The organism is Bradyrhizobium sp. NAS80.1, from assembly GCF_001908205.1.
GTDB lineage: Bacteria > Pseudomonadota > Alphaproteobacteria > Rhizobiales > Xanthobacteraceae > Bradyrhizobium.
The window spans coordinates 1-20,575 of record NZ_LGHL01000173.1 but is presented as its reverse complement, the minus strand read 5'-3'; the positions used below and the strand labels follow the sequence as shown (position 1 = coordinate 20,575).

The 20,575-nt window shown below is 59.6% G+C and carries 19 protein-coding genes and 2 pseudogenes; 15 read left to right on the top strand and 6 right to left on the bottom strand.

Annotation, left to right across the window (positions count from 1 at the left end; genetic code table 11):
* The 5 genes and pseudogenes from gmd (AC629_RS33355) to AC629_RS45830 form a co-directional block, all read left to right on the top strand.
* Positions 1-1,010 (top strand): GDP-mannose 4,6-dehydratase (gene gmd / locus AC629_RS33355; protein WP_084809046.1); only part of this gene is annotated, 1,010 nt, incomplete at its 5' end.
* Positions 991-1,490: pseudogene (locus tag AC629_RS33350) on the top strand (NAD-dependent epimerase/dehydratase family protein); the annotation flags it as partial. The gene gmd (AC629_RS33355) and the pseudogene AC629_RS33350, both read left to right, overlap by 20 nt.
* A gap of 555 nt (positions 1,491-2,045) precedes the next feature.
* Complete coding sequence (locus tag AC629_RS33345) at positions 2,046-3,044, top strand: NAD-dependent epimerase/dehydratase family protein (protein ID WP_084809044.1); 999 nt, start codon at positions 2,046-2,048, stop codon at positions 3,042-3,044.
* Positions 3,045-3,164: 120 nt separating this feature from the next.
* Positions 3,165-3,887 carry a class I SAM-dependent methyltransferase gene (locus tag AC629_RS33340; protein ID WP_168195637.1) on the top strand — a complete coding sequence of 241 codons (723 nt, stop codon included), beginning with the start codon at positions 3,165-3,167 and terminating at the stop codon, positions 3,885-3,887.
* Between the two features lie 94 nt (positions 3,888-3,981).
* Positions 3,982-4,464 (top strand): acyltransferase, encoded by a 483-nt coding sequence (locus tag AC629_RS45830; RefSeq protein WP_168195638.1) that lies wholly within the window; start codon positions 3,982-3,984, stop codon positions 4,462-4,464.
* Here the strand turns inward: AC629_RS45830 and AC629_RS33330 are convergent.
* Both AC629_RS33330 and AC629_RS33325 read right to left on the bottom strand, forming a co-directional pair.
* Complete coding sequence (locus tag AC629_RS33330; RefSeq protein WP_084809041.1) at positions 4,436-5,344, bottom strand: phytanoyl-CoA dioxygenase family protein; 909 nt, start codon at positions 5,342-5,344, stop codon at positions 4,436-4,438. The two genes, AC629_RS45830 and AC629_RS33330, sit on opposite strands and share 29 nt — an antisense overlap.
* Positions 5,345-5,482: 138 nt before the next feature.
* On the bottom strand, positions 5,483-6,136 hold the full coding sequence (locus AC629_RS33325) for a class I SAM-dependent methyltransferase (RefSeq protein WP_084809040.1): 654 nt from the start codon (positions 6,134-6,136) through the stop codon (positions 5,483-5,485).
* Positions 6,137-6,286: 150 nt separating this feature from the next.
* Between AC629_RS33325 and AC629_RS33320 the strand changes: the two genes are divergently transcribed.
* The 7 genes from AC629_RS33320 to AC629_RS33290 are packed head-to-tail and all read left to right on the top strand — an operon-like array spanning position 6,287 to position 13,931.
* Entirely contained in the window at positions 6,287-7,618 is a 1,332-nt protein-coding gene (locus tag AC629_RS33320; RefSeq protein ID WP_143199632.1) for a hypothetical protein, read from the top strand.
* 46 nt (positions 7,619-7,664) lie between these two features.
* Positions 7,665-9,200 carry a UDP-2,4-diacetamido-2,4,6-trideoxy-beta-L-altropyranose hydrolase gene (gene pseG / locus AC629_RS33315; RefSeq protein ID WP_084809038.1) on the top strand — a complete coding sequence of 512 codons (1,536 nt, stop codon included), beginning with the start codon at positions 7,665-7,667 and terminating at the stop codon, positions 9,198-9,200.
* On the top strand, positions 9,197-9,934 hold the full coding sequence (locus AC629_RS33310; protein ID WP_084809037.1) for a hypothetical protein: 738 nt from the start codon (positions 9,197-9,199) through the stop codon (positions 9,932-9,934). The genes pseG and AC629_RS33310 overlap by 4 nt, the downstream gene beginning before the upstream one ends.
* A complete protein-coding gene (gene pseI, locus AC629_RS33305) occupies positions 9,931-10,986 on the top strand; it encodes a pseudaminic acid synthase (protein ID WP_084809036.1) in 1,056 nt (351 codons plus the stop codon). The genes AC629_RS33310 and pseI overlap by 4 nt, the downstream gene beginning before the upstream one ends.
* A 44-nt stretch (positions 10,987-11,030) precedes the next feature.
* The gene (locus AC629_RS33300; protein WP_084809045.1) at positions 11,031-12,320 is read left to right on the top strand and encodes an aminotransferase class III-fold pyridoxal phosphate-dependent enzyme; all 1,290 of its coding nucleotides are present in this window, start codon (positions 11,031-11,033) and stop codon (positions 12,318-12,320) included.
* Positions 12,284-13,210 (top strand): aldo/keto reductase, encoded by a 927-nt coding sequence (locus AC629_RS33295; protein WP_084809035.1) that lies wholly within the window; start codon positions 12,284-12,286, stop codon positions 13,208-13,210. Before AC629_RS33300 ends, AC629_RS33295 begins: the two co-directional genes overlap by 37 nt.
* Positions 13,211-13,223: 13 nt before the next feature.
* Positions 13,224-13,931 carry a cytidylyltransferase domain-containing protein gene (locus tag AC629_RS33290; RefSeq protein ID WP_084809034.1) on the top strand — a complete coding sequence of 236 codons (708 nt, stop codon included), beginning with the start codon at positions 13,224-13,226 and terminating at the stop codon, positions 13,929-13,931.
* Positions 13,932-13,979: 48 nt separating this feature from the next.
* On the opposite strand, the gene AC629_RS33285 is transcribed toward AC629_RS33290, so the two are convergent.
* The 3 genes and pseudogenes from AC629_RS33285 to gmd (AC629_RS33275) form a co-directional block, all read right to left on the bottom strand.
* The gene (locus tag AC629_RS33285; protein ID WP_283848214.1) at positions 13,980-14,402 is read right to left on the bottom strand and encodes a glycosyltransferase; all 423 of its coding nucleotides are present in this window, start codon (positions 14,400-14,402) and stop codon (positions 13,980-13,982) included.
* A 1-nt stretch (position 14,403) separates the two neighbouring features.
* Positions 14,404-15,117, bottom strand: a pseudogene (locus AC629_RS50760) (glycosyltransferase); the annotation flags it as partial.
* A gap of 107 nt (positions 15,118-15,224) precedes the next feature.
* Complete coding sequence (gene gmd, locus AC629_RS33275) at positions 15,225-16,244, bottom strand: GDP-mannose 4,6-dehydratase (protein ID WP_084809032.1); 1,020 nt, start codon at positions 16,242-16,244, stop codon at positions 15,225-15,227.
* A gap of 214 nt (positions 16,245-16,458) precedes the next feature.
* Here gmd (AC629_RS33275) and pseB point away from each other — a divergent pair, with 214 nt between their 5' ends.
* Genes pseB through AC629_RS33260 form a run of 3 tightly spaced genes read left to right on the top strand, consistent with a single transcriptional unit; the run spans position 16,459 to position 20,034 of the window.
* The gene (gene pseB, locus AC629_RS33270; RefSeq protein ID WP_084809031.1) at positions 16,459-17,451 is read left to right on the top strand and encodes a UDP-N-acetylglucosamine 4,6-dehydratase (inverting); all 993 of its coding nucleotides are present in this window, start codon (positions 16,459-16,461) and stop codon (positions 17,449-17,451) included.
* Positions 17,444-18,595, top strand: coding sequence for a UDP-4-amino-4,6-dideoxy-N-acetyl-beta-L-altrosamine transaminase (pseC, locus tag AC629_RS33265; RefSeq protein ID WP_084809030.1), 1,152 nt, complete (start codon positions 17,444-17,446; stop codon positions 18,593-18,595). The genes pseB and pseC overlap by 8 nt, the downstream gene beginning before the upstream one ends.
* 17 nt (positions 18,596-18,612) lie before the next feature.
* Positions 18,613-20,034 carry a hypothetical protein gene (locus AC629_RS33260; protein WP_084809029.1) on the top strand — a complete coding sequence of 474 codons (1,422 nt, stop codon included), beginning with the start codon at positions 18,613-18,615 and terminating at the stop codon, positions 20,032-20,034.
* Positions 20,035-20,255: 221 nt separating this feature from the next.
* On the opposite strand, the gene AC629_RS33255 is transcribed toward AC629_RS33260, so the two are convergent.
* Positions 20,256-20,513 (bottom strand): LexA family protein, encoded by a 258-nt coding sequence (locus tag AC629_RS33255; RefSeq protein ID WP_084809028.1) that lies wholly within the window; start codon positions 20,511-20,513, stop codon positions 20,256-20,258.
* Positions 20,514-20,575 lie beyond the last annotated feature (62 nt).

The following is a 20,575-nucleotide window of genomic DNA, read 5'->3' as shown; positions in this document are numbered from 1 at the left end:
AGCACTTGCTGTCGCTCGGCTACATCGTGCACGGCATCAAGCGGCGCTCGTCCTCGTTCAACACTGCGCGGGTCGACCATCTCTACCAGGATCCGCATGTGGGCAACGTGCCGTTCCTGATGCACTACGGCGACATGACCGACTCGACCAATCTGATCCGGCTCGTGCAGCAGATTAGGCCAACCGAAATCTACAATCTTGCTGCCCAGAGCCATGTCGGCGTTAGCTTCGAAAGCCCAGAATATACCGCAAATGCCGATGCGATCGGCGTACTGCGGCTGCTGGAAGCCATCCGCATCCTCGGGATGGAAAAGGAGACCCGCTTCTATCAGGCCTCTACCTCCGAGCTCTACGGGCTCGTGCAGGAGGTTCCGCAGAAGGAGACCACGCCGTTCTATCCGCGCTCGCCTTACGGCGTGGCAAAGCTCTACGGCTACTGGATCACGGTGAACTACCGCGAAGCCTATGGCATGTTCGCCAGCAACGGCATCCTGTTCAATCACGAGAGCCCGGTCCGCGGCGAGACCTTCGTGACCCGCAAGATCACGCGCGGCGTTGCCCGTATTGAGCTCGGAATCGAGGATACGCTGTATCTCGGCAATCTCGAAGCCAAACGCGACTGGGGACACGCCAAGGACTATGTCGAGGGCATGCACATGATCCTCCAGGCCGAGAGGCCTGATGACTTCGTGCTCGCGACCGGCGAGACCCGCTCGGTCCGCGAGATGGTCGAGTTGTCCTTTGCCGAAGTGGGCCGCCAGATCGAGTGGCGTGGCAAGGGCATCGAGGAGACCGGCGTCGACCGCAAGAGCGGAAGGACGATGGTGCGCATCGATCCGACCTATTTCCGCCCCACCGAGGTCGATCTTCTCATCGGCGACGCCAGCAAGGCGCGCAACCAGCTTGGCTGGAAGCCGAAGCGGACATTTGCCCAGCTCGTGCAAGAGATGATGTCGAGCGATCTGGCCGAGGCCAAGCGGGAAATCGCTCATGGCAAGCACTCGGTTTGAGCTGAACGGCAAGACCGTTTACGTCGCCGGCCATCGCGGCATGGTCGGCAGCGCGCTTGCGCGGGAAGGTGTGAATCTGGTTACGACAAGCCGCAGCGAGGTCGACCTCTGCAGCCAGGCCGCGGTATTCGACTGGTTCGCAAAGACGCGGCCGGAAGTGATCGTTCTCACCGCCACCAAGGTCGGCGGCATTGCCGACAACAAAACGCTACGCGCCGACTACATCTACGACGATATCGCAATCGAGGCAAACGTGATCCAGGTGGCGCATCAAAGCGGCGCCGAGAAGCTGACGTTTCTCGGCTCGTCCGAAGCTGGCGCCTTAGCGCTCCGGGAGGATTCCGTGCTGACCGGTCCGCCGACCAACGAGCCCTATGCGATCGCCAGAATGCCGGCACCAAGATGGCCGAGGCCTATCGCAACCAGCATTGCAGCGATTTCATCAGCGTGATGCCGACCAATCTTTACGGACTTGGCGACATTATCATCCCATTTCCCTAACGTACCACTGACTGACTGTTGGCAAGCTGCCTCCCGACGTCGCCGTCTTATTCCTTCTTCGGTATATCAACCTCCGAAATACATCTGAAATGCGATCAAACGCTTCGAGCTCACGGTTGCGACAGCGCGAAACTCTACGAAGTTGCCGGGCCTGTAGACCATACCAATTTCATTTTGGCGCGCCACGAAGGTCCTTCAATCCGGAAACACGAACGCGTCGCTATTTGGGACTGAAGGTGTTGCATGGTGTTTGGATGCTTGGTGATAGCGTTCGCCAACTCGCCTGTCGGCCGACTTCTCAACAAAGCCCACTCGGCTCTTGCAGGTATTTTGCTCCAGATCTTTCTCATGCTTTCGAGAGCAAAATGAAGCCTTCGAATTTCTAGCCAACGTCGCCTGCGTGCAAAGCGCGCCTGACACTTCCAGCAACGGTGCGCACCAAATACCAATGTGCCGCTGCACATGACCTTCGCCAGCCTCGAAGCAATCTGGTAGATTCGCCTGCAAGAGACGCACAATGAAGGAAAAGTTATAGTGATTGATGGTCGTCCGGTTGTCTTGGTCACAGGAGCGAGCGGCTTCATCGGACGGCATTTAGCGCCGGCGCTGATGGAAGAAGGTTGGCTCGTGCGGCGAGTCGTGCGCAGTGGATCATCGGGCGATGGTGATGTGCTCGTTCAGACGATCGACGGCGAGACGGACTGGACGGCGGCGCTGCGCGACGTTGATGCTGTTGTCCATTTGGCGGCTCGGGTTCACCATCCCGAGTCCGATCAAGAAAGTCACCTGTATCAATCGGTGAACCGAGACGGCACCTTACAACTTGCCCGATCCGCCGCTAGAGCTGGTGTTACCCACTTCGTGTACATGAGTACCATCCTAGTCAATGGCAGCAGGACAGACGAGCATGGGCCTTTCCGGGAAACCGATGCCCCCTCCCCGAAAGGACCTTACCCGATCTCAAAGGCCGAAGCCGAGCTCGGCCTTGCGGCTATCGCAAGATCGTCCAACTTAAATGTTACGATTGTTCGACCTCCGCTCGTCTATGGCCCGTCCGTCCTAGGCAATTTCCGTCGACTTCTCGCCGTCATCAGAATTGGTCTGCCTCTCCCTTTCTTGGCGATCAAAAATCGCAGGGCATTCGTCGCGATCGATAATCTGATCTCGTTCATAGTTAGGCGTCTTGGCCATCCAGACGAGGCGCTCGAGGTGTTCCTGATCGCGGACGATGAACAGGTTTCGACCCCCGAATTCGCGCGGCGTATTGCGAAAGCCTGCGGCGGTCGTGCACGTTTATTCCCTCTGCCCAAGAGCGCACTATACCTCTTCTTCAAAATCACTGGCCGGCCGCAATTTGGCGATAGCTTGTTGGGATCGATGGAGATCGATACGAGCAAAGCACAAAGTACGGGGTGGAAGCCGATCGTCGGCCTTGATGCTGGGCTTGAATTCGCTGTCCGCGGCTCCAAGGGGGCACGTAACGAGCCAGGAACAATCGTAGGCGAGCGGCAGCCTAATATGTCGGGAAATTAGAAAAGACTGACACCGGGAATTTGTTAGCATTGACCTGCAGGCAGGGTATTGATATCAGTGCCGAGCTTCCAAATAAGCTGAAGTCACCAATCCTAAGACCCCGTGATGGATAGTCCGGACGTGCGCACCAGCGATCGGGCATTCTATGCCGGGTCGGTTGGCTATTTCGATGCCGAGAACAAGAGCCACATCATATCCCATCTGGATGTGGTGAAGTCGTACATCTCGGCGGTCTCGGATTCGCTGGAACAGTTCTGCCGCGCTCGTGGCGGCAATGTTAGATTTCTCGAACTCGGCGCCGGTACCTGCCTAACATCGCTATCGCTGCGAAAGATCTATCCACAAGCAAGCTTCACCTGTGCCGATATATCGCTGTCGCGCATGCAGTTGCTGCTTGGAAAGGCGGCGGATCTTGTAGGCGTCCACGCCAACGGCATTGAGCTTGCCGAATGCGACATGTCCAACAAGCTGCCGTTCGAAAATGAGCAGTTTGATATTGTCATTTTCGATGCCTCGTTGCACCACTCCTGCAACATATGGCTCACACTAGCCGAATGCAGGCGCATCCTAGCGCCGGACGGCGCGGTCGCCGCGCTGCGCGAGCAGTACCTTGCTCCCTTGACTGCGGGTTATGCATTGCGTCGGTTGCTTCGGACCAAGGAAGTTCAGTCGGGAGTCGCTGAGAACGCGTTCCTTAAAGAACAATACGCGTATTACTTCGCGGCCAATGGCTTTGTGCCTACGTTTCATAGCGTGACGCCGGGAGCGCGCTGGCGAATGCTGTCGCCTCTGAATGGCCTGCTGTTCTCGAAGTGGTCGATCTGGGCGCCGGTGACCCGCTAACTTTCGCGTGACTCGGCCGTTGGGAGGATCTTTGAAGGAAACGGCCCGCAATCTGGCGCGCAGCCGCCTAGTTACGCTTCCAGTCCGCGCGTTGATGGCCGCAATTGACGCGGCATCGCGTGCGGCGAGCGTTCTCAGGACTGCCACTCTGTTCCCGCACGCCCGCGAGCTACCACACTGTCATTGGTCGGTCACGATCAAGGCCGCCGAGAATGTAGCGCTCGGACGTGCTGTAATTATCGGACCGAGGTGCACACTCGGCGCCGTAGGCGGCATTACATTGAGCGACCACGTCCGACTTTCGGAGGGCGTCATCATCGAATCTGCCGGCCTAGATTTCTCGCATGAACCACCCTACCCGCACATTTATCGACCTATCGTCCTAGAAGACGGCGTATGGGTAGGCGCCCGCGCGATCATCCTTGCCGGAGTCACAGTCGGTGCGCGAAGCGTGATCGGGGCAGGCACGGTAGTTACCCGTTCAGTCCCCCCCGACAGTGTCGTATCCGGCATGGGCGTTAGGAGCTGGCCACGCGGGCGTGAAGCGGTCAGTTTGCCGACAGGTAGACCCGATTAATGAAGGGATCGATCCCCGACGGGATCCCATCCGCACCGATCTGCCCTGCCGGCTTGTCCGGTCCGTAGATCGAGTTGCGCAGTGAATACAAAATCTGGAATAGCAGGCGCGGCTTGGCGGTCGGAGGCACACCACGATGGAAACCGTAGGTGTTTTCCAGGAATGCGGTTCCGGCTTTGCCCGTAAACGTACAGAGGCTATCGGCGCCAAACGCCTCGGCGATCTCGCGGTCCTCATAGCGGCGGATGGTCGTCAGTTTATTGACGTTCTGCGACCCCGGCACAAACATGTGCGGCCCCGAGGTCTCATCCACGTCGGTTAGATAGCAAAACAGCTTAACGAACCTGATGTCGTCAACATCTCGATGAAATTGCTCCGCCTGCTCGGCTTTGCCATCCCTGTTCGGCATCGACCACCACGCAGTCATATAGCTGATCGTCGGTTTGGCCCTGAGAAAGCCGGATACAACGCTCAGTATCCTCGGGTCATTTGCGATCTGGACGACGTGCGGCGCGCGAATCACGGTTTCATTCGGGAAAAAAGCGACGTGAGTTTGCTGTGGCGCGCGGCCGGGCGCAATAAACTGGCCGAGCTCGGGCCGATAGGGATCGGCGCATTTATTTTCGGAGAAGAACGCCCGCATGGACTGCAACTGATCGGACGATATGAGATTGTCGAGGAACAGGTAACCGCGATCCTTCAGCGTGGCGATCTGGTCGGACATATCGATCGTCCCGCTGAAGGCCGGAAGCCGGCTCGCGAGGCCATCGGCTGCTCGCTCGCGCGAAGGCACATCACGGATTCGACGCTGCGAATAGAACTGGCGGTAGCGTCGATCCGTAAGAATCTTCAGACCACGCGAAAGCTTTTGTTGAAGCATTTTGTCTCCAGCAAGACTGAAGGTTAACGATCATCGGCTGTCGACCCGCGCCGCTTTAACAACGATCCCAGCGAAACTGTCAACGCAACGCGATTTTAGCGCTGATCTTGAATTTCTCAATGCAAGCACATCAAAGCATTAAGCGAACGGGTTCGGCGGAAAGGCCGCCGTGAGGTTTTTCGAAAGAAAGTCGACGCCTACCGAATCATCGGGCTTGGGTGCACCTGGCCCAATCATATTGCGCCGCAGCAATCTATAGGCGGGACTAGCGAGGAAATATCGTGAAAACTCCATCTTGTAAGAGCAAACTCCCTCAAGATGGGCATAACGATTATGATAGGGAACCGGCTCAATAAAATCGTAAATAACGAGGAACCCGTGATCCGCCAAAACACGGTCGGCTTCGGCGACGCAGCGCAAGTGAAGGCGCGGGTCGACCAGATAGAGGCAGAAGCCGAAGATCACGAGATCGAACTGGCCATCAGCAAACGGCAGGCGATCTGCAGTTCCGACGTCAAGCGACAGTGCCGGATACCGGCTTCGGCCATCTGCTACGGCATTGGAGGATGGCTCGATGCCGAATCCCCTCGCTCCAAACTGCTCACAAATCCCGGCAATGCGGTACCCGTTGGCGCACCCGATCTCCAGCACCGACTTCGGCGATATCCCGATCTCCTGCAACGTAGTCAAGACGATATCCGGGCCGGATCCGCGTAGATATTCCTGATTGCGAGCGTACCATGCGTCTCCCTCGCTTTGAAGGAAGACCTCCTTTTGGCTCCGCTTTGTCATCGGCCGGCTCGTCCGAAGGAAATGCTATAGTTAATCATTCCAATATCTTGTGCCATTTGCTCGAGCCTTTGCCAAGCGTCGGAAATCGTCGTAGGCCACTCTCGCGAGCGACCGGGCCGCGACAGAACTCTGGTTGGGAGACGCCTTATCTTGAGCGATCATCACCGGTGGCCGAACGCCATCCAATCGTTGAAGGGCGGGGGCGGCCTCATCTCTGGTGGAAACATACCGCTCAGGGTTACTGTCTATTTCGCGAATTTTGGATTGTCGAAAGCAACAGCCTATCTCGCGCCACTGCTGCTCGCGGCCCGGCTCGATAGCTCGTCTTATGGCGTCATCGAGTATGCATGGTCCTGGTCTGCGCTTGTTGCAACTGTTTTGACGATTGGCATTCCAGCCGCGATACCGCAGCTTTCCTTGTTACGACGGCCGGTCCCGGTAACTGATATAATGATCCTTTGCGTTGCCGGACCAGGGATGGTGCTAACGGCCGGATCGGCGATCGCCGCGTTTGTCCTGCATGCGCCAACACAGGCGGTCATCTTTGGCGCGAGCACTATTGCGCTCGCACAGGTCGCCCTTACGTCCTATATGCGGACTTTTTCGCACCGAAATCTGGCACCGTGGTTTGAGAGCATTTCAATCTACGGTATGTGTGTTATCGCTTCGTGTCTGGCACTCATTGGTTTGGGCGGCATCGTCTCGCTCGGGGCCGCGTCTGCGGTCGTGTCGGCCCTCGTCGTCGTCAGCGCATTGGCGCTCTTCGCGCGGTGGAAGGGGGCCGGGCTTAGGAACCGACTCCAGTCCGCCATTCAAATCGGACTACCGCTTCTCACCTTCACGTTAGCGTCGATCTGGGCAACGGTCAGCGGTAGGATCTATGTTGGGGCTTTCCTCACCGTCGAGGACCTTTCAATCTATTCGGTGGACTTCCGCGTCGCATCCGCGCTCTTGATCGTGCACAACATCGTGGCAACCGGGCTGTTCGCGCGGCTGTACCGCATGCGGTCACGCCTGTACGACCGCTTTCTCGGCTACTATCTGACAGCGATTGCCATCGTCGGAACAGTAATGATTGCGGTTTTTCCGCTCGCGGTCGGATACGTTCACTTCCGCTCCATCGCAACCAACCAAATGCAGGCCGCAGTCAGCCTCTTTCCGGTCTTAATGCTCCAGGTCTACGGATGGGGCGCGTGGGCGTCACTGGAACTGCGGCTGGCGCGCATGAGACGTTCGGCGCAGGCCGCACGCAGAGCCATCTTGCTGATGGTAGCTATCGCAACGCTCGTCGCCGGCCTCGGCATGCAGGGGATTCTCAACCTAAAGATGTGCGCAGCTCTGATTGCACTACAGATGCTTGGAGGCGTCGCGATCCAGCTGTCAACACTGTGGAGGCGCGGAGCAAAGATGCCGCGATCCGCAACCGCAGTGGCCTTCGGTGCAGCTTTGATTAGTGTGGTCGGCTGGTTTATACAACCATAATGGTTCGCGAAATGCAGCAGAACGCACTCCGGAGCGCGAGACAGCAATGCTGATCGTGTTCCGAGCGGATGCCGATCCATTTATTGGGGGCGGCCACGTCATGCGATGTCTGACGTTGGCGACCGAAATGCAGCAGCGTGGCGCCGAGGTCATTTTCGTATGCTCGACCGGAACCGCTAACACCGTACCTGCCCTCGCCCGTTCGGGAACCGCGTGGCTTGAGGCCGACCAGCGCGACTGGAATGAAGCCCTCGTGGACGGCAAGCTTGCCGGGACGCCCATTGACCTTATTGTTGTCGATTCGTACCGGCTCGGCGAACCGTTCGAGCATGCGTTGCGCCAGTATGCGTGCCCAATCCTCGTGATCGAAGATGCGCCGACCCGCCGGCATGATTGCGACATCCTCGTTGACATGACGCTCAACCGCAGCCCTCAAGATTACACCGGACTGGTTCCGCGGCATTGTCGCGTGCTAGCGGGCGCTTCCTATACGCTGCTGCGCAATGCGTTCGGAGAACTGCGTGCTGCTTCGCTAGCGCGACGAACCGCGGCATCGGAGCTGACGTCGCTACTCATCTCGCTCGGGCTCACTGACATTGGAGGCCAGACCGCCACTATCGCCCGATCCCTCGCTGCGTCAGGGAACATATCGCGAATCGTCGTGGTTACCGGCCCGACTTCACCGTCTTTCGACGAGATTATGGCACTCCAAAAAGAGTCAGCCCGGATCGAAGTCCATGTCGACCCTCCTGAGATCGCCGAACTAATGGCAAGCACCGACATCGCGGTCGGAACGCCCGGCACATCTAGCTGGGAGCGCTGCTGCCTCGGTCTACCCTCGATCTTGTTCGTCGTCGCCGACAACCAGCGCGACAATGCCCGCGCTCTCGAGGGAGCCGGAGCCGCACGAGTTGTCACACAGGGTCTCAACTTGCCTGAAGCGATTTCGCGAATCCTGCATGAACTCTCCCTTCAACTTGACGAGCTCGCACAGATGTCGCAGCAGGCGGCCAAGGTTTGCGACGGCGACGGTGCGCGTCGCGTCGGGGCAGTCATCGATGAGCTTGTGCTGCCGAAGCGCGCCGGCAGGCTGACACTGCGCCGGGCCACCATGGAGGACGCCCGCCGGCTGTGGCTTTGGCGCAATGATCCGAGCGCTCGTGCTATGTCCGGCGATACCCGGGCGGTGCCATGGGATGCCCATTCCGCATGGCTGATCAACCGCCTCGCTGACCCGACCACATTGATCTTCGTCGTCGAGGTCGATGGAAGACCTTGCGGCAACGTGCGTTTCCAGATCGAATTGACGGGAACGGCGGTGGTCAGTATTGCAATGGCCAGAAACGTTAGGGGGCTGGGATATGGTGCTGCTGCCCTGACTTTGGCCTGCCGGGAAGCGTTCAGACAACAATTCTGCGAGCGCATCGAGGCGCGGGTGAAGCGCGAGAATCTCGCCTCCCAGCGAATCTTCCTGAAGAGCGGCTTTGCGCCTGCCGTCGAAGATACCGAATTTTTCGTTTATCAATTGCCGGCACATGCGACCCGGCAGGAAGACATTAGGACGACGGGACAGGCGCAATGACACGTTATGTATTTGCCTGCCGGACTGGCTGGCCGATCGACGAGTTCCCGCGCCGCCGCGACAATCTGCCCGGTGAGTGGATCACCGTGACTAGCAAATCGGATCTGACGCTTGACCTTCTGCGGCCGCTCGCGCCGCGCTACGTTTTCTTTCCGCATTGGTCGTCGATCGTCCCCAAGCCGATCCTCGCCGCATACGAATGCGTCTGCCTTTACATGACCGATGCGCCGTTCGGGCGCGGCGGTAGCCCACTGCAAAGCCTCATCGACCACGGCATCAGGGAGACCAAGCTTTCGGCCTTGCGCATGACTGAGCAGCTCGATGCGGGGCCGCTTTATGTCAAGCACCTGGCTACGGTCCAAGCCGACCTTATCTACACACATCATAGCGACGACCTCAATGCCGACCACCGCCCCGTGAGCGAAGCCACAATGATTGCGGTGCGGCCGATGCCCGGCCAGAAGGTCGTCGCAGTCTATGGTTTCGAGACGCTGTCGAGCACAGAATGGGTGTTTCAGAGCCGGGGAACCGCGTTTCGCCCCAGTCACTTCGTCGGCCTGGTGGCCACATTGGGACGAAAACTCGACGCACTGCGGGCGTATCATATGGAGATGCGCGACTTTCCCCATCCGCGATCCTACGAGGCCGTTGCCTCGCTTGCAAAGTTGCGCGGCGCGACAGTTGGCCTTGCGGCCGCGGAGGCGTTTACCGTGTTGCGAGAGGTTGACCCATGAGGCAGATCCCCGAATTCGAAATCGCGGGCCGCAAGATCGGCCCCGATCATCCGCCGTACATCATCGCCGAATTGTCGGCAAACCATAACGGCCGCCTAGCCAAGGCGCTGGAGCTGATCGAGGCGGCCGCGGCGACTGGTGCGGACGCGATCAAGATCCAGACCTACACACCCGACACCATGACCATCCCGCACGACGGTCCGGACTTCCGGATCAAGGGCGGGTTGTGGGACGGCTACCAGCTGCACCAGCTCTACAAGGAAGCCTATACGCCATTCGAGTGGCATGCGCAGATGTTCGCCAAGGCGCGCGAGGTCGGCATCACCATTTTTTCGACGCCCTTCGACGAAACCGCCGCCGATCTACTCGCCGGGCTCGAGGCGCCGGCCTACAAGATCGCCTCGTTCGAGGTGATCGATCTGCCGCTGATCAAATATGTCGCGAGCCGCGGCAAACCCATGATCATCTCGACGGGGATGGCGAATCTTGGCGAGATCCAGGAAGCCGTCGAGACGGCGCGAAGCAACGGCGCTGGCGGCATTGCGCTGCTGCATTGTACGAGCGCCTACCCTGCCCCGATCGAGGAAGCCAACGTACGCACCGTTGCGCATCTCGGAGCCGCATTCGGGGTGGTATCGGGTCTTTCCGATCACGCGCCTGGCTCGGCTGCGTGCGTCGCCTCCACCGTTCTCGGCGGCGCCATCGTCGAAAAGCATTTCACGATTTCGCGCGCCGACGGCGGCCCTGACGCCTCATTCTCGCTCGAGCCGGGCGAGTTCAGGAAGCTCGTCGACGATTGCAAATCTGCATGGGCCGCGCTTGGCACCGTCGCCTACAGCCTGGCGCCGAGCGAGGCCGCCAACACCCGCTTCCGCCGCTCGATCTACGCGGTCAAGCCGATCAAGGCAGGCCAGCCTCTGACGAACGAGAACGTCCGCGTCATCCGGCCTGGCTTTGGTCTCCTGCCAAAACATCTGCCCAATATCATCGGCCGCACCGCTGCGCGTGACATTGCCTATGGCGAGGCGCTAACGTGGTCGGCGATCGCCTGACTATCCTGCCGCCAACCAAACTCGTGCCCCCGGACCCGACGAACATGTCAATTCGCTACTCCAAATCGGAACAATTCCTCGCGCGCGCCCGAAACACGATCCCGCTCGGCGCGCAGACCTTTTCCAAGAGTGTGACGCAGTATCCGTTCGGCGTTTCGCCCTACTTCGTCTCGCGCGGCAAGGGATCGAAAGTCTGGGACATCGATGGTCATGAGTATGTCGATTTCATCAATGGCCTGTGCTCGGTGACGCTCGGTTATTCCGATCCCGACGTGAATGCTGCCGTGACGGCGCAGCTCGAAGACGGCACGGTCTTCAGCCTCTCGCATCCGCTCGAAACCGAAGTCGCGGAGCTCTTGTGCGAGGTCGTGCCGAGCGCCGAAATGGTGCGCTTCGGGAAGAACGGATCGGATGCAACCGCAGGCGCCGTCCGCATCGCCCGCGCCTTCACCGGGAGAGATCACGTGTTGGTTTGCGGCTATCACGGCTGGCAGGACTGGTACATCGGCTCGACGGCGCGCAACAAGGGCGTGCCGCAGGCGAGCCGAGAGCTCACCCATGGCTTACCGTACAACGACCTGCCGGCCCTCGAGAAGACGCTTGCTGACTACAAGGACCGGGTCGCGGCCGTCATCATGGAGCCGATGAACGTCAGCGCGCCCGCGCCGGGTTATCTCGAAGGCGTCAAGGCGCTGACCCATGCAGCCGGAGCCTTGCTGGTGTTCGACGAGACCATCACCGGCTTCCGCTATGCGCTCGGCGGCGCCCAGGAACTCTTCGGGGTGACCCCCGATATCACGACGCTTGGCAAGGGGATCGCCAATGGATTCCCGTTATCGGCCGTGTGCGGTCGCCGCGACGTGATGCGGGAGATGGAGGAAGTCTTTTTCTCGTTCACGATGGGCGGCGAGACGCTATCTCTGGCGGCGGCCAAAGCGACGATCGGCAAGCTCAGGCGCGAGCCTGTGATCGCAACCATGAACGAGCGCGGCTCGCGCATTCTCGTCGAGGTGCCAAAGCTGATCGACCGGCACGGCATCGGGCATTTTGCTTCCATCAGCGGCCATCCGACATGGTCGTTCCTGGTCTTCAAGGACATCGAGGGAACCAACGCCTTCGAGATCAAGACGCTTTGGATGCAGGAGATGATGGAGCGTGGACTGCTGTCGTTTGGTACGCACAATCTCAGCTATTCCCACAGCGAGGCGGACGTCGACACCCTGCTCGCGGCCTACAGCGCGATCTTCCCGATCCTGCGCCAGGCGGTCGACAATCGCGCCATCCGCCAATACCTCAAATGCGAGCCGCTGGAGCCGCTCTTCCGTGTTCGCTGATGACGGCGCGGAACAATATCACGACGTCGCTTGCGTCCAGGATCGGACTGGGCACGGTTCAGTTCGGCACAGACTACGGCGTCTCAAACACCGCCGGCCAGGTCCCAGCCCCGGAAGTCGCGGCGATACTCCGCTCTGCGCACGCAGCGGGAATTCGCGTGCTCGACACGGCAGCAGGCTACGGCACCGCGGAGGAGGTACTGGGCGCCGCGCTTGCCCCCGACCAGGACTTCGCGATCGTGACCAAGGCACTGCCGCTGAGCCATGGCCTCGAAGAGGTCGAGAGACGGGCGCGGCGATCGCTCGATCTGCTCCGCCGGGCGCCTGCCGACGCCATTCTGATTCACGCGGCGCGCGATCTTGCCGGCTCCGAAGGGCCGCGCCTGTGGGCGCTGCTGGAGCGGCTTCGCGACGAAGGCCTGTACAGACGCATCGGTATCTCGGCTTACTTTGGTGACGGGCCGCTCGAACTGGCCCGGCGATACCGCCCCGACCTCATGCAGCTTCCGTTCAGCATTCTTGATCAGCGGCTGCGGCAGAACGGTGAGCTCGCCCTGCTGAAAAAGCTTGGCATCGAGATTCACGTCCGCTCAGTCTTCCTGCAAGGACTGCTCTTCATGGATTCCGGGCAGTTGCCGGCGCGGCTTGCCCACGCGGGACCTGCACTTGCAGCCACCCAAGCTCGCATTAAGCAGGCGGGCCTGCGGCCCATCGAGGCGGCAATCGGCTTCGTTCTTGCGCATGATGACGTCGATATCGCGATTGTGGGGGTCACCAGTCGAGACGAGCTCGCCCAGATCGTCTCGGCCTCGGCGACACGGCTCCCCGACTTTGACTGGCGCGCTTGTGCAATCGACGATCCCGTCACACTCACGCCGTCATTCTGGTAGCCAGACGCAGCCCATGATCCTTGCCATCCTTCAGTGCCGCATGTCCTCCACCCGCCTTCCCGGCAAGGTGCTGAAGCCGATTCTGGGGCGCCCGATGCTCTCGTGGCAGATTGACCGCATTCGGCGATCGAGGACTATCGATCGGCTCGTGGTCGCGACCAGCCAGGAGACGTCCGACGATCCCATCCAGGCATTCTGCGACGCCAATCAGGTGCTGTGCTACCGCGGCGCACTGCACGACGTGCTTGGGCGTTTTCACGGCGCAGCGGAAGTGTTCGGCCCGGCCGAACATGTGGTCCGGCTGACCGGTGACTGCCCCCTCATAGACTGGACGATCATTGACGCAACCGTCGATTTGCAGAGACGCGCAGAATCGGATCTGGCCGGCAATGGTATCGAACGCACCTATCCCGACGGCCTGGACGTCGAAGTCGTCGCGTTTTCCGCGCTCGAACGGGCCCATCGCGAAGCAACCGAAGCGAGCGAGCGAGAGCACGTGACGCAGCACATCTACCACCACCCGGAAACGTTCCGACTCGCGCATTTGACCCAGACGCCGGACCTTGGCGCCCTGCGCTGGACGGTTGATACGCCAGCCGATTTTGAAATGGTTGAGAAAGTGTTCAAGGGACTGGCCGGGCGCAACAACAATTTTCTCCAGCAAGATGTGCTCGACTTTCTCGAAGTTCATCCCGAGATTGTCGCGATCAATGCGCCCTAATGCGCCGGATCGGGGAGTTAATCGTTGGCGACCGCTTCCGCGCGCTTGTTACTGGGCCCGGCGTCGTTGAGCCAGCGCCGACCGGTACTGCTCGGCGACATCGGCGGCAAATTTCTGCCATTTGAAAAGTTGAACAGCGCGATCCCTTCCGGCCGCGCCGAGCCGACCGGCCAGATCGGGATCGTCGAGCAAACGCGACACCGCCGCGGCCAAAGCGGCCTCGTCCCGCGGCGCAACGGTCAGGCCTTCCAAACCGTCTCGCGCAACCCAGGGCACCCCCGTCGGTAAGCCGGTGTTGACGACCGGGATCGCGCTGCACATCGCTTCGAGCTGGACGATGCCAAACGCCTCGGCCTCGTTGACTGAGGGGAGCACGAACAGGTTCGCGGCCCCGAATGCCTGCCGCTGCTGTCCGCGCGACATATAGCCGGCAAATGTGACGCGATCCGTTACCCCCCCCCTGCGCCGCAACGTCGCGCAGTTGGGCCTCAAGCGGCCCGGTGCCGGCAATGATCAGGTGCGCATCGACTTGCTTGAGCGCCCGTAGCAGCACATCGAAGCCCTTGTAGGGCACCAGGCGCCCGCATGCCACGATCAGGCGCGGGTGCTGCCGACGCAGTTTGGCGATCGCCGCCTCGTCTTCAGCCGTCCGTCCAGTCCAGAAATCCGTGTCGATGCCGTATGGCACTACAACGCATTTTTCGGAATATTTGGCTAGATATTCGGAATGCTCAACGATCGCAGGGTGGGACACGATAATGCGATCGGCCCGCTCGACCGACTTCTTGAGCAGCCGATGAAAGATCGGCCGGAAAAGGTTTCTGCCCGTGATCTCGGCATGCCAATGAATGACAAGGGCCTTGTCGTCCGGGATACCGAGCATCGCCCCAATATCCACAAACGGAAACGGTGCGTGGAAGGCGATCACATCGGCGTTTTGCAAGCGCTGGCGAAAAACCGGAATGTATCCCGGCGAGATCGGCAGCGAGCTGAACTGAGCGAGCGTCGTCGTTCGCTCGACCGCAAGGCCGCCGACATCCAGCGTCGAGCCCAGCCCAAGATGCCTGCAAACGAGCAGGGATGCGGAATCTCCGCTCGGAGTTCCCTCAGCAATGCGAGCGATCGCCTCCACGATGCCGCCATGCGCGTCGGGCGCATAAACCTTGAAGGCGTGAAGGATTCGCATCGTGATGAAACACTTAACATCAGCTTGGTTGCTGACGGAGAAGGACACAATTGCATCCATGACGCAACCAGAATCTAGCCCGGCATAGTGGCTGCATGCCGCTGGAACTAGCGCCGTAAGCGTCTCAAATCCTCTTCCGCCATCATGCGCACGAGGTCCGCAAAACTCATGCGGGGCTGCCAGCCGAGCTCCCGCTGGGCCTTGGTCGCGTCTCCGACCAGCGAAATCCGTTCGTTGGCGCGGTAATACTCCTTGTTAATTCTAACGACCGTACGTCCCGTCTTCGTATCAAGCGCGACCTCGTCGGTCCCGCTGCCCCGCCAGACTAGACGGAAACCGACGGCTTCAGCCGCCGCCTCACAAAACGACCGCACCGAGTGTGACTGGCCTGTCGCGAGAACGTAGTCGTCCGACCGTTCCGCCTGCATCATCCGCCACACCGCTTCGACGTAATCGGCCGCGAACCCCCAATCGCGTGTGGCATCGAGATTTCCAAGCTCGACGGCGTCGCCGCGACCCAATGCAATGGATGCGAGTCCGTGTGTGATTTTTCGGGTCACAAATTCGAGTCCGCGCAACGGACTTTCGTGATTGAATACGATGCCGCTGCAGGCGAACAGCCCGTCGGCGTTTCGCGAGTTGACCGTCATCCAGTGTGCATAGAGCTTGGCTACACCATAGGGACTGCGCGGACGAAACGGCGTCGTTTCCGATTGAGGCGATTCGGGCGCATCGCCGAACATTTCCGAGGATGACGCCTGATAGAAGCGGATGGAGCGGTCGATCTTTCTGATCGCCTCCAAAATTCGGGCAGCACCGAGAGCATCCGCTTCGCCGGTCAGTACCGGAAGCCGGAACGAGGAACTGACCACGCTCTGAGCCGCAAGATTGTAAATCTCCGCCGGCTGTTCATGTTCGATGACCGAGACGATGTTCGACGAATCAAGCAGCTCAAGGTCAACGATTCGGACTTCCCGTTCGATGCCCAGAGCCTCCAGACGCCATAAATTTCGCCCCGATGAGGCACGTGATCCGCCGACAACATCGTAGCCCTTCTCCAGCAGAAATCGCGCTAGATACGCGCCATCCTGTCCGGTTATGCCTGTTACGAGCGCCCGTCGCGTCATTGGCTGATTTCGTTACGAGGGCCTACGAGATGACGCAAGAATCTCACGCGCCTCTTCGGAAAAATAGAAACCCATTCGACGACCCTGCCGTGAGCAGTTTCGCTCTTTTAGGCACCCCAAAGACGATACGCAACCTCACGCCGCACTTTCCCTTGCAATATTTGCCCGAACTGACTACTACCGGTCGATTTTTCAATAATCCCAAAATGGAACCATGCTCGACAAGAAGGCAATCCTGATCACGGGCGGGACCGGCTCGTTCGGTACTGAACTCGTCAAGGTCCTTTTGCGGAATCATGATCTCAGGAAAATCATCGTATATTCGCGGGACGAGTACAAGCAGGCCATGATGGCGCAGGCGCTGCCTGACAGCCGGCTGCGCTTCTTCATCGGCGACGTACGCGATCTAGACCGATTGAAAATGGCGATGCGCGAGGTCGACCTGGTCGTCCATGCCGCGGCGATGAAACACGTCCCGATCGCGGAATACAATCCCATGGAGTGCGTCAAAACCAATATTGTCGGCGCCGAGAACGTGGTCCAGGCGGCGATCGCGAATCGCGTTCCGAAGGTCATCGCGCTGTCGACAGACAAGGCGTGCAACCCGGTCAACCTCTACGGCGCCACCAAGCTCGCATCGGACAAGATTTTTGTCGCCTCCAACAATCTGTCCGGCAACACCGGGACCAGGTTTGCGGTCGTTCGCTATGGCAACGTGGTTGGGTCGCGCGGGTCGGTCGTCCCCTATTTCCGCGAGCTCATTGCAAAGGGAAGCGATCATCTGCCGATCACCGACCCGCGCATGACGCGCTTCTGGATCACGCTCGACAAAGGCGCGGACTTCGTTCTCTCGAGCGCGGAGATGATGCAGGGCGGGGAATTGTTTGTTCCCAAGATCAAGTCAATGTCGATCGTCGACCTGGCGCGGGCGATGGCCCCAAACTGCCCGCACAAGATCGTGGGCATCCGACCCGGCGAGAAGCTCCACGAAGTGATGATTACCGAAGACGATGCCCGCTTCACGATCGAGCTTGAGGATCGCTACGTCGTGCAGCCTGCGCTCGCATGGTGGGACTACAAAGGCTACGGCGAAATCGGCAAATCGGTCGCCGAAGACTTCCGTTACGCCAGCGACAACAATCCGGACTGGCTCGACGCGACAGCGCTGAAGACCATGCTCGACAATCCGTCAAGCTTTCATGGCTAGGGTCCCGATCCCCTATGGTCGCCAGACCATCGATGACGAGGACCTAGCGTCAGTAGCCGAGGCGCTACGCTCGGCGTGGCTTACGACCGGACCCAGAGTTGGCGAGTTCGAGCGTGCGTTCGCCGATTTCTGCGGGGCAAGCCAGGGCGTTGCGGTCAACAGCGGAACCGCTGCACTTCACGCCGCGATGCGCGCGTTGAAGATCGGTCCCGGCGACGAGGTGATCGTGCCCGCGATTACGTTTGCGGCTTCAGCCAACGCAGCCGTATACGAGGGCGGCACGCCCGTCTTCGCGGACGTTGAGCCTGACACACTGCTGATCGATCCGGCCTCCGTCGAACAGAAGATCACGCCCCGCACCCGCGCAATAGTTGCGGTTGACTACGGCGGGCAGCCGGCCGACTACGATGCGCTGCGCGCGCTTGCCGCCGAACGCGGCATCAGGCTCGTCGCCGACGCCTGTCATGCTCCCGGAGCGACCTACAAGGGCCGCAGGGTCGGAACTATCGCGGACCTCTCGGCCTTTTCGTTCCATCCGGTAAAGCACCTTACTACATGCGAAGGTGGCATGGTGCTGACGAACGACATCGAAATGGCTGCGCACATGCGGCGCTTCCGCAATCACGGGATCGATTCCGACCATCGTTCGCGGGAAAAGGCCGGTACCTTTGCTTATGATATGGTCGAGCTCGGCTATAATTATAGACTACCTGACATCCAGTGCGCGCTCGGAATTACGCAGCTGAAGCGGCTGCCGCGATGGATCAGCCAACGTCAGGCAATTGCAGCACGTTATGACAAGATGTTCGCCGACGTGCCTTTTGTGCGCCCACTCGCCACCCGTCCCGACAGGACCAACGCCTACCATCTGTACGTGATTCGCCTCGACCTTGATCAACTCCAAGTGGACCGACGTCGCGCATTCGATCATCTCAAGGTCGTTGGCATAGCAGCCAACGTACATTATGCGCCAGTCTATCATCACAGCTTCTATCGCGAGCGTTTTGGCTACCAGCCGGGCCTCTGCCCGCACGCCGAGGCGGCCTATCGGGAAATTCTCACTCTCCCGATGTTCCCCGCCTTGTCCGAGGCTGACCAAGACTACGTCGTCAGCACAGTGCGCGGACTGAAGAATCTTTGCTGACGCCTGGAGGTCACGCGTTGCGTGCACTGTTCGTCACGAACCTGCTCAAGACCCCATTCTATTCGCTCTGGGCGAAGGCGATGGAGACATCCGGTGTCAAGGTCTTCTGGCTGAGCACAAGCCAGCGCTGGACGGACTATTTGTGCGGCGAAGGCTGGGACCGTCAGTGCATCCTGGATATCTCGCTGCTCGGACAACGCTGGACAGCCGCTCTTGCGCCATCCGCTGAAGAGACGTCACGGATCGAGCAAATCGACCAAAGAGCCGAGATTGGGTTAAAGAACGCGGTGATCATGGACCGCGAGCTCAGCTTCAATCGTGGCTGGAACACCGAGGCCTATGCGCAAATCACAGCATTGGCGATCGAGCGATTCGTGCTCGATCATGACATCGGATTTGCGTTCGGCGAAGACACTTGGGCGCCCGAAATTATCACCTCAGCGGTGATGCACGCCAATGGTCGACACTTCCACGCTCCCCATACGATCCGCATTCCGTCGGAACGAATTGCTTTCTTCCGTGGTGTGTTTCAGAAACGTATCGAGACAATCACTGCACAGGTGAGTGAGGAACATCGCGCCATTGCGCGACAGGCGCTGCAGAATTTGCGCGACCGCGGCGAACGGCCGTATTATTTTTCCCTAAACATGAATCAGAACCGTCTGCGGAGATGGTGGGTCGACGAGGCTTGGCGCGCAATTACGCGACCATCGGCGGCGCGCTTCGACCACACGCAACCTCCGCTCCAGACGCGGGCGGCTCGGCGGCTGGCATCGATTATGCGCTCGGCACGTGTCACGCAATCTGGTGTGTTTGAGTCCGAACCGACAACGAATGACCGGCCATTCGCATTGTTTCTGTTGCAGAAGCAACCCGAATCGTCTGTCGATGTAATCGGCGCGCCGTACACAAATCAGCATGAGGTCATTCGCGCACTGACCCGGTTACTACCCCTCCGTTGGGAAATCTGGGTGAAAGAGCACCCCAATGCCGTTGGGGACCGCTCGCTCGCCGACTACAGGGATTTCAAACGGCTACCGGGCCTGCGGCTGATCGATCCTCGCGCGGACACCCACCGCCTGATTGCACGTGCAGCTTTGACTATCTCTATATCGGGGACTGCCTGCCTCGAGGCCGGATTGCTCGGCAGGCCGGCGATCACGATCGCCGAAATGTTCTTTAGCAATATCTTGCTGCGGAACGGCTTCGATCCTTTTGCAGCTAGCCACACCGACTTTGGCGTCATCATCGATGAAGCCAAGGCTATGACCTCGCGTCGAGACTATAGCAGGAGCGAGGATTTCCTCGCCTGGAATGTCGCTCAGTCGTTTCCCGGGGTCATCTCCGATCCATCCAATTTGCCGTCCACGTCTGCCCCGGCAAACGTTCAAAAAGTCGCTGACGCAACTATATCATTCATGCGTCGCCTGGCGCGGTAAGCGATTGCCGCGTTAGCCTTACAAATGGCGTCTCGCGTGGGCTGAGCTGCAAACTCCGCGCTTGAAACACCGTTCCAGTCGCCCAGCGAACATCCCAACTACGTCGTCACTTACTCTGTTCTTGGACGATGCGAATTACGCACTTTCGCGAGCGTGCAACAGACATCGGTGAGGCGCGCTAGTACCTCTGCACGGTGATTTTGACCGATTGAACGCCCGGATCAGATTAGGTCGGGCAGTTGGGTGGGATCGATGAGCAGTTCGATGCTGCGGGGTGTCCTCGGCTGCCTTCTAATGAAGCCTGCCCGTTCGAGCGTCAGCACCATCTGGTGAACCGATGGCGGGCTGACGCGGAAGTATTCCTGCATGTCGGTTTCAGCCGGCGGGCGGCGGTGTAGCCGCGTGTAGAGGTGGATATAGGCCAGGTATTGACCCTGCTTGGCGGTGAAGGTTTTTCCCGAGCGACTCACGCCGGCCATCCGATTCAGCTGGTGATCCGTGCCTCAACACGAGGAGGCACGGATGAATGTACGCCATCGGG

What these genes read in the sequence shown, in the direction of transcription:
- AC629_RS45830 (WP_168195638.1), top strand. Translation starts at nt 3,982, where the DNA reads ATGGCCGCAATTGACGCGGCATCGCGTGCGGCGAGCGTTCTCAGGACT.
- AC629_RS33330 (WP_084809041.1), bottom strand. Translation starts at nt 5,344, where the DNA reads ATGCTTCAACAAAAGCTTTCGCGTGGTCTGAAGATTCTTACGGATCGA.
- AC629_RS33325 (WP_084809040.1), bottom strand. Translation starts at nt 6,136, where the DNA reads ATGACAAAGCGGAGCCAAAAGGAGGTCTTCCTTCAAAGCGAGGGAGAC.
- pseG (WP_084809038.1), top strand. Translation starts at nt 7,665, where the DNA reads ATGCTGATCGTGTTCCGAGCGGATGCCGATCCATTTATTGGGGGCGGC.
- AC629_RS33310 (WP_084809037.1), top strand. Translation starts at nt 9,197, where the DNA reads ATGACACGTTATGTATTTGCCTGCCGGACTGGCTGGCCGATCGACGAG.
- pseI (WP_084809036.1), top strand. Translation starts at nt 9,931, where the DNA reads ATGAGGCAGATCCCCGAATTCGAAATCGCGGGCCGCAAGATCGGCCCC.
- AC629_RS33300 (WP_084809045.1), top strand. Translation starts at nt 11,031, where the DNA reads ATGTCAATTCGCTACTCCAAATCGGAACAATTCCTCGCGCGCGCCCGA.
- AC629_RS33295 (WP_084809035.1), top strand. Translation starts at nt 12,284, where the DNA reads ATGCGAGCCGCTGGAGCCGCTCTTCCGTGTTCGCTGATGACGGCGCGG.
- AC629_RS33290 (WP_084809034.1), top strand. Translation starts at nt 13,224, where the DNA reads ATGATCCTTGCCATCCTTCAGTGCCGCATGTCCTCCACCCGCCTTCCC.
- gmd (WP_084809032.1), bottom strand. Translation starts at nt 16,244, where the DNA reads ATGACGCGACGGGCGCTCGTAACAGGCATAACCGGACAGGATGGCGCG.
- pseB (WP_084809031.1), top strand. Translation starts at nt 16,459, where the DNA reads ATGCTCGACAAGAAGGCAATCCTGATCACGGGCGGGACCGGCTCGTTC.
- pseC (WP_084809030.1), top strand. Translation starts at nt 17,444, where the DNA reads ATGGCTAGGGTCCCGATCCCCTATGGTCGCCAGACCATCGATGACGAG.
- AC629_RS33255 (WP_084809028.1), bottom strand. Translation starts at nt 20,513, where the DNA reads ATGGCCGGCGTGAGTCGCTCGGGAAAAACCTTCACCGCCAAGCAGGGT.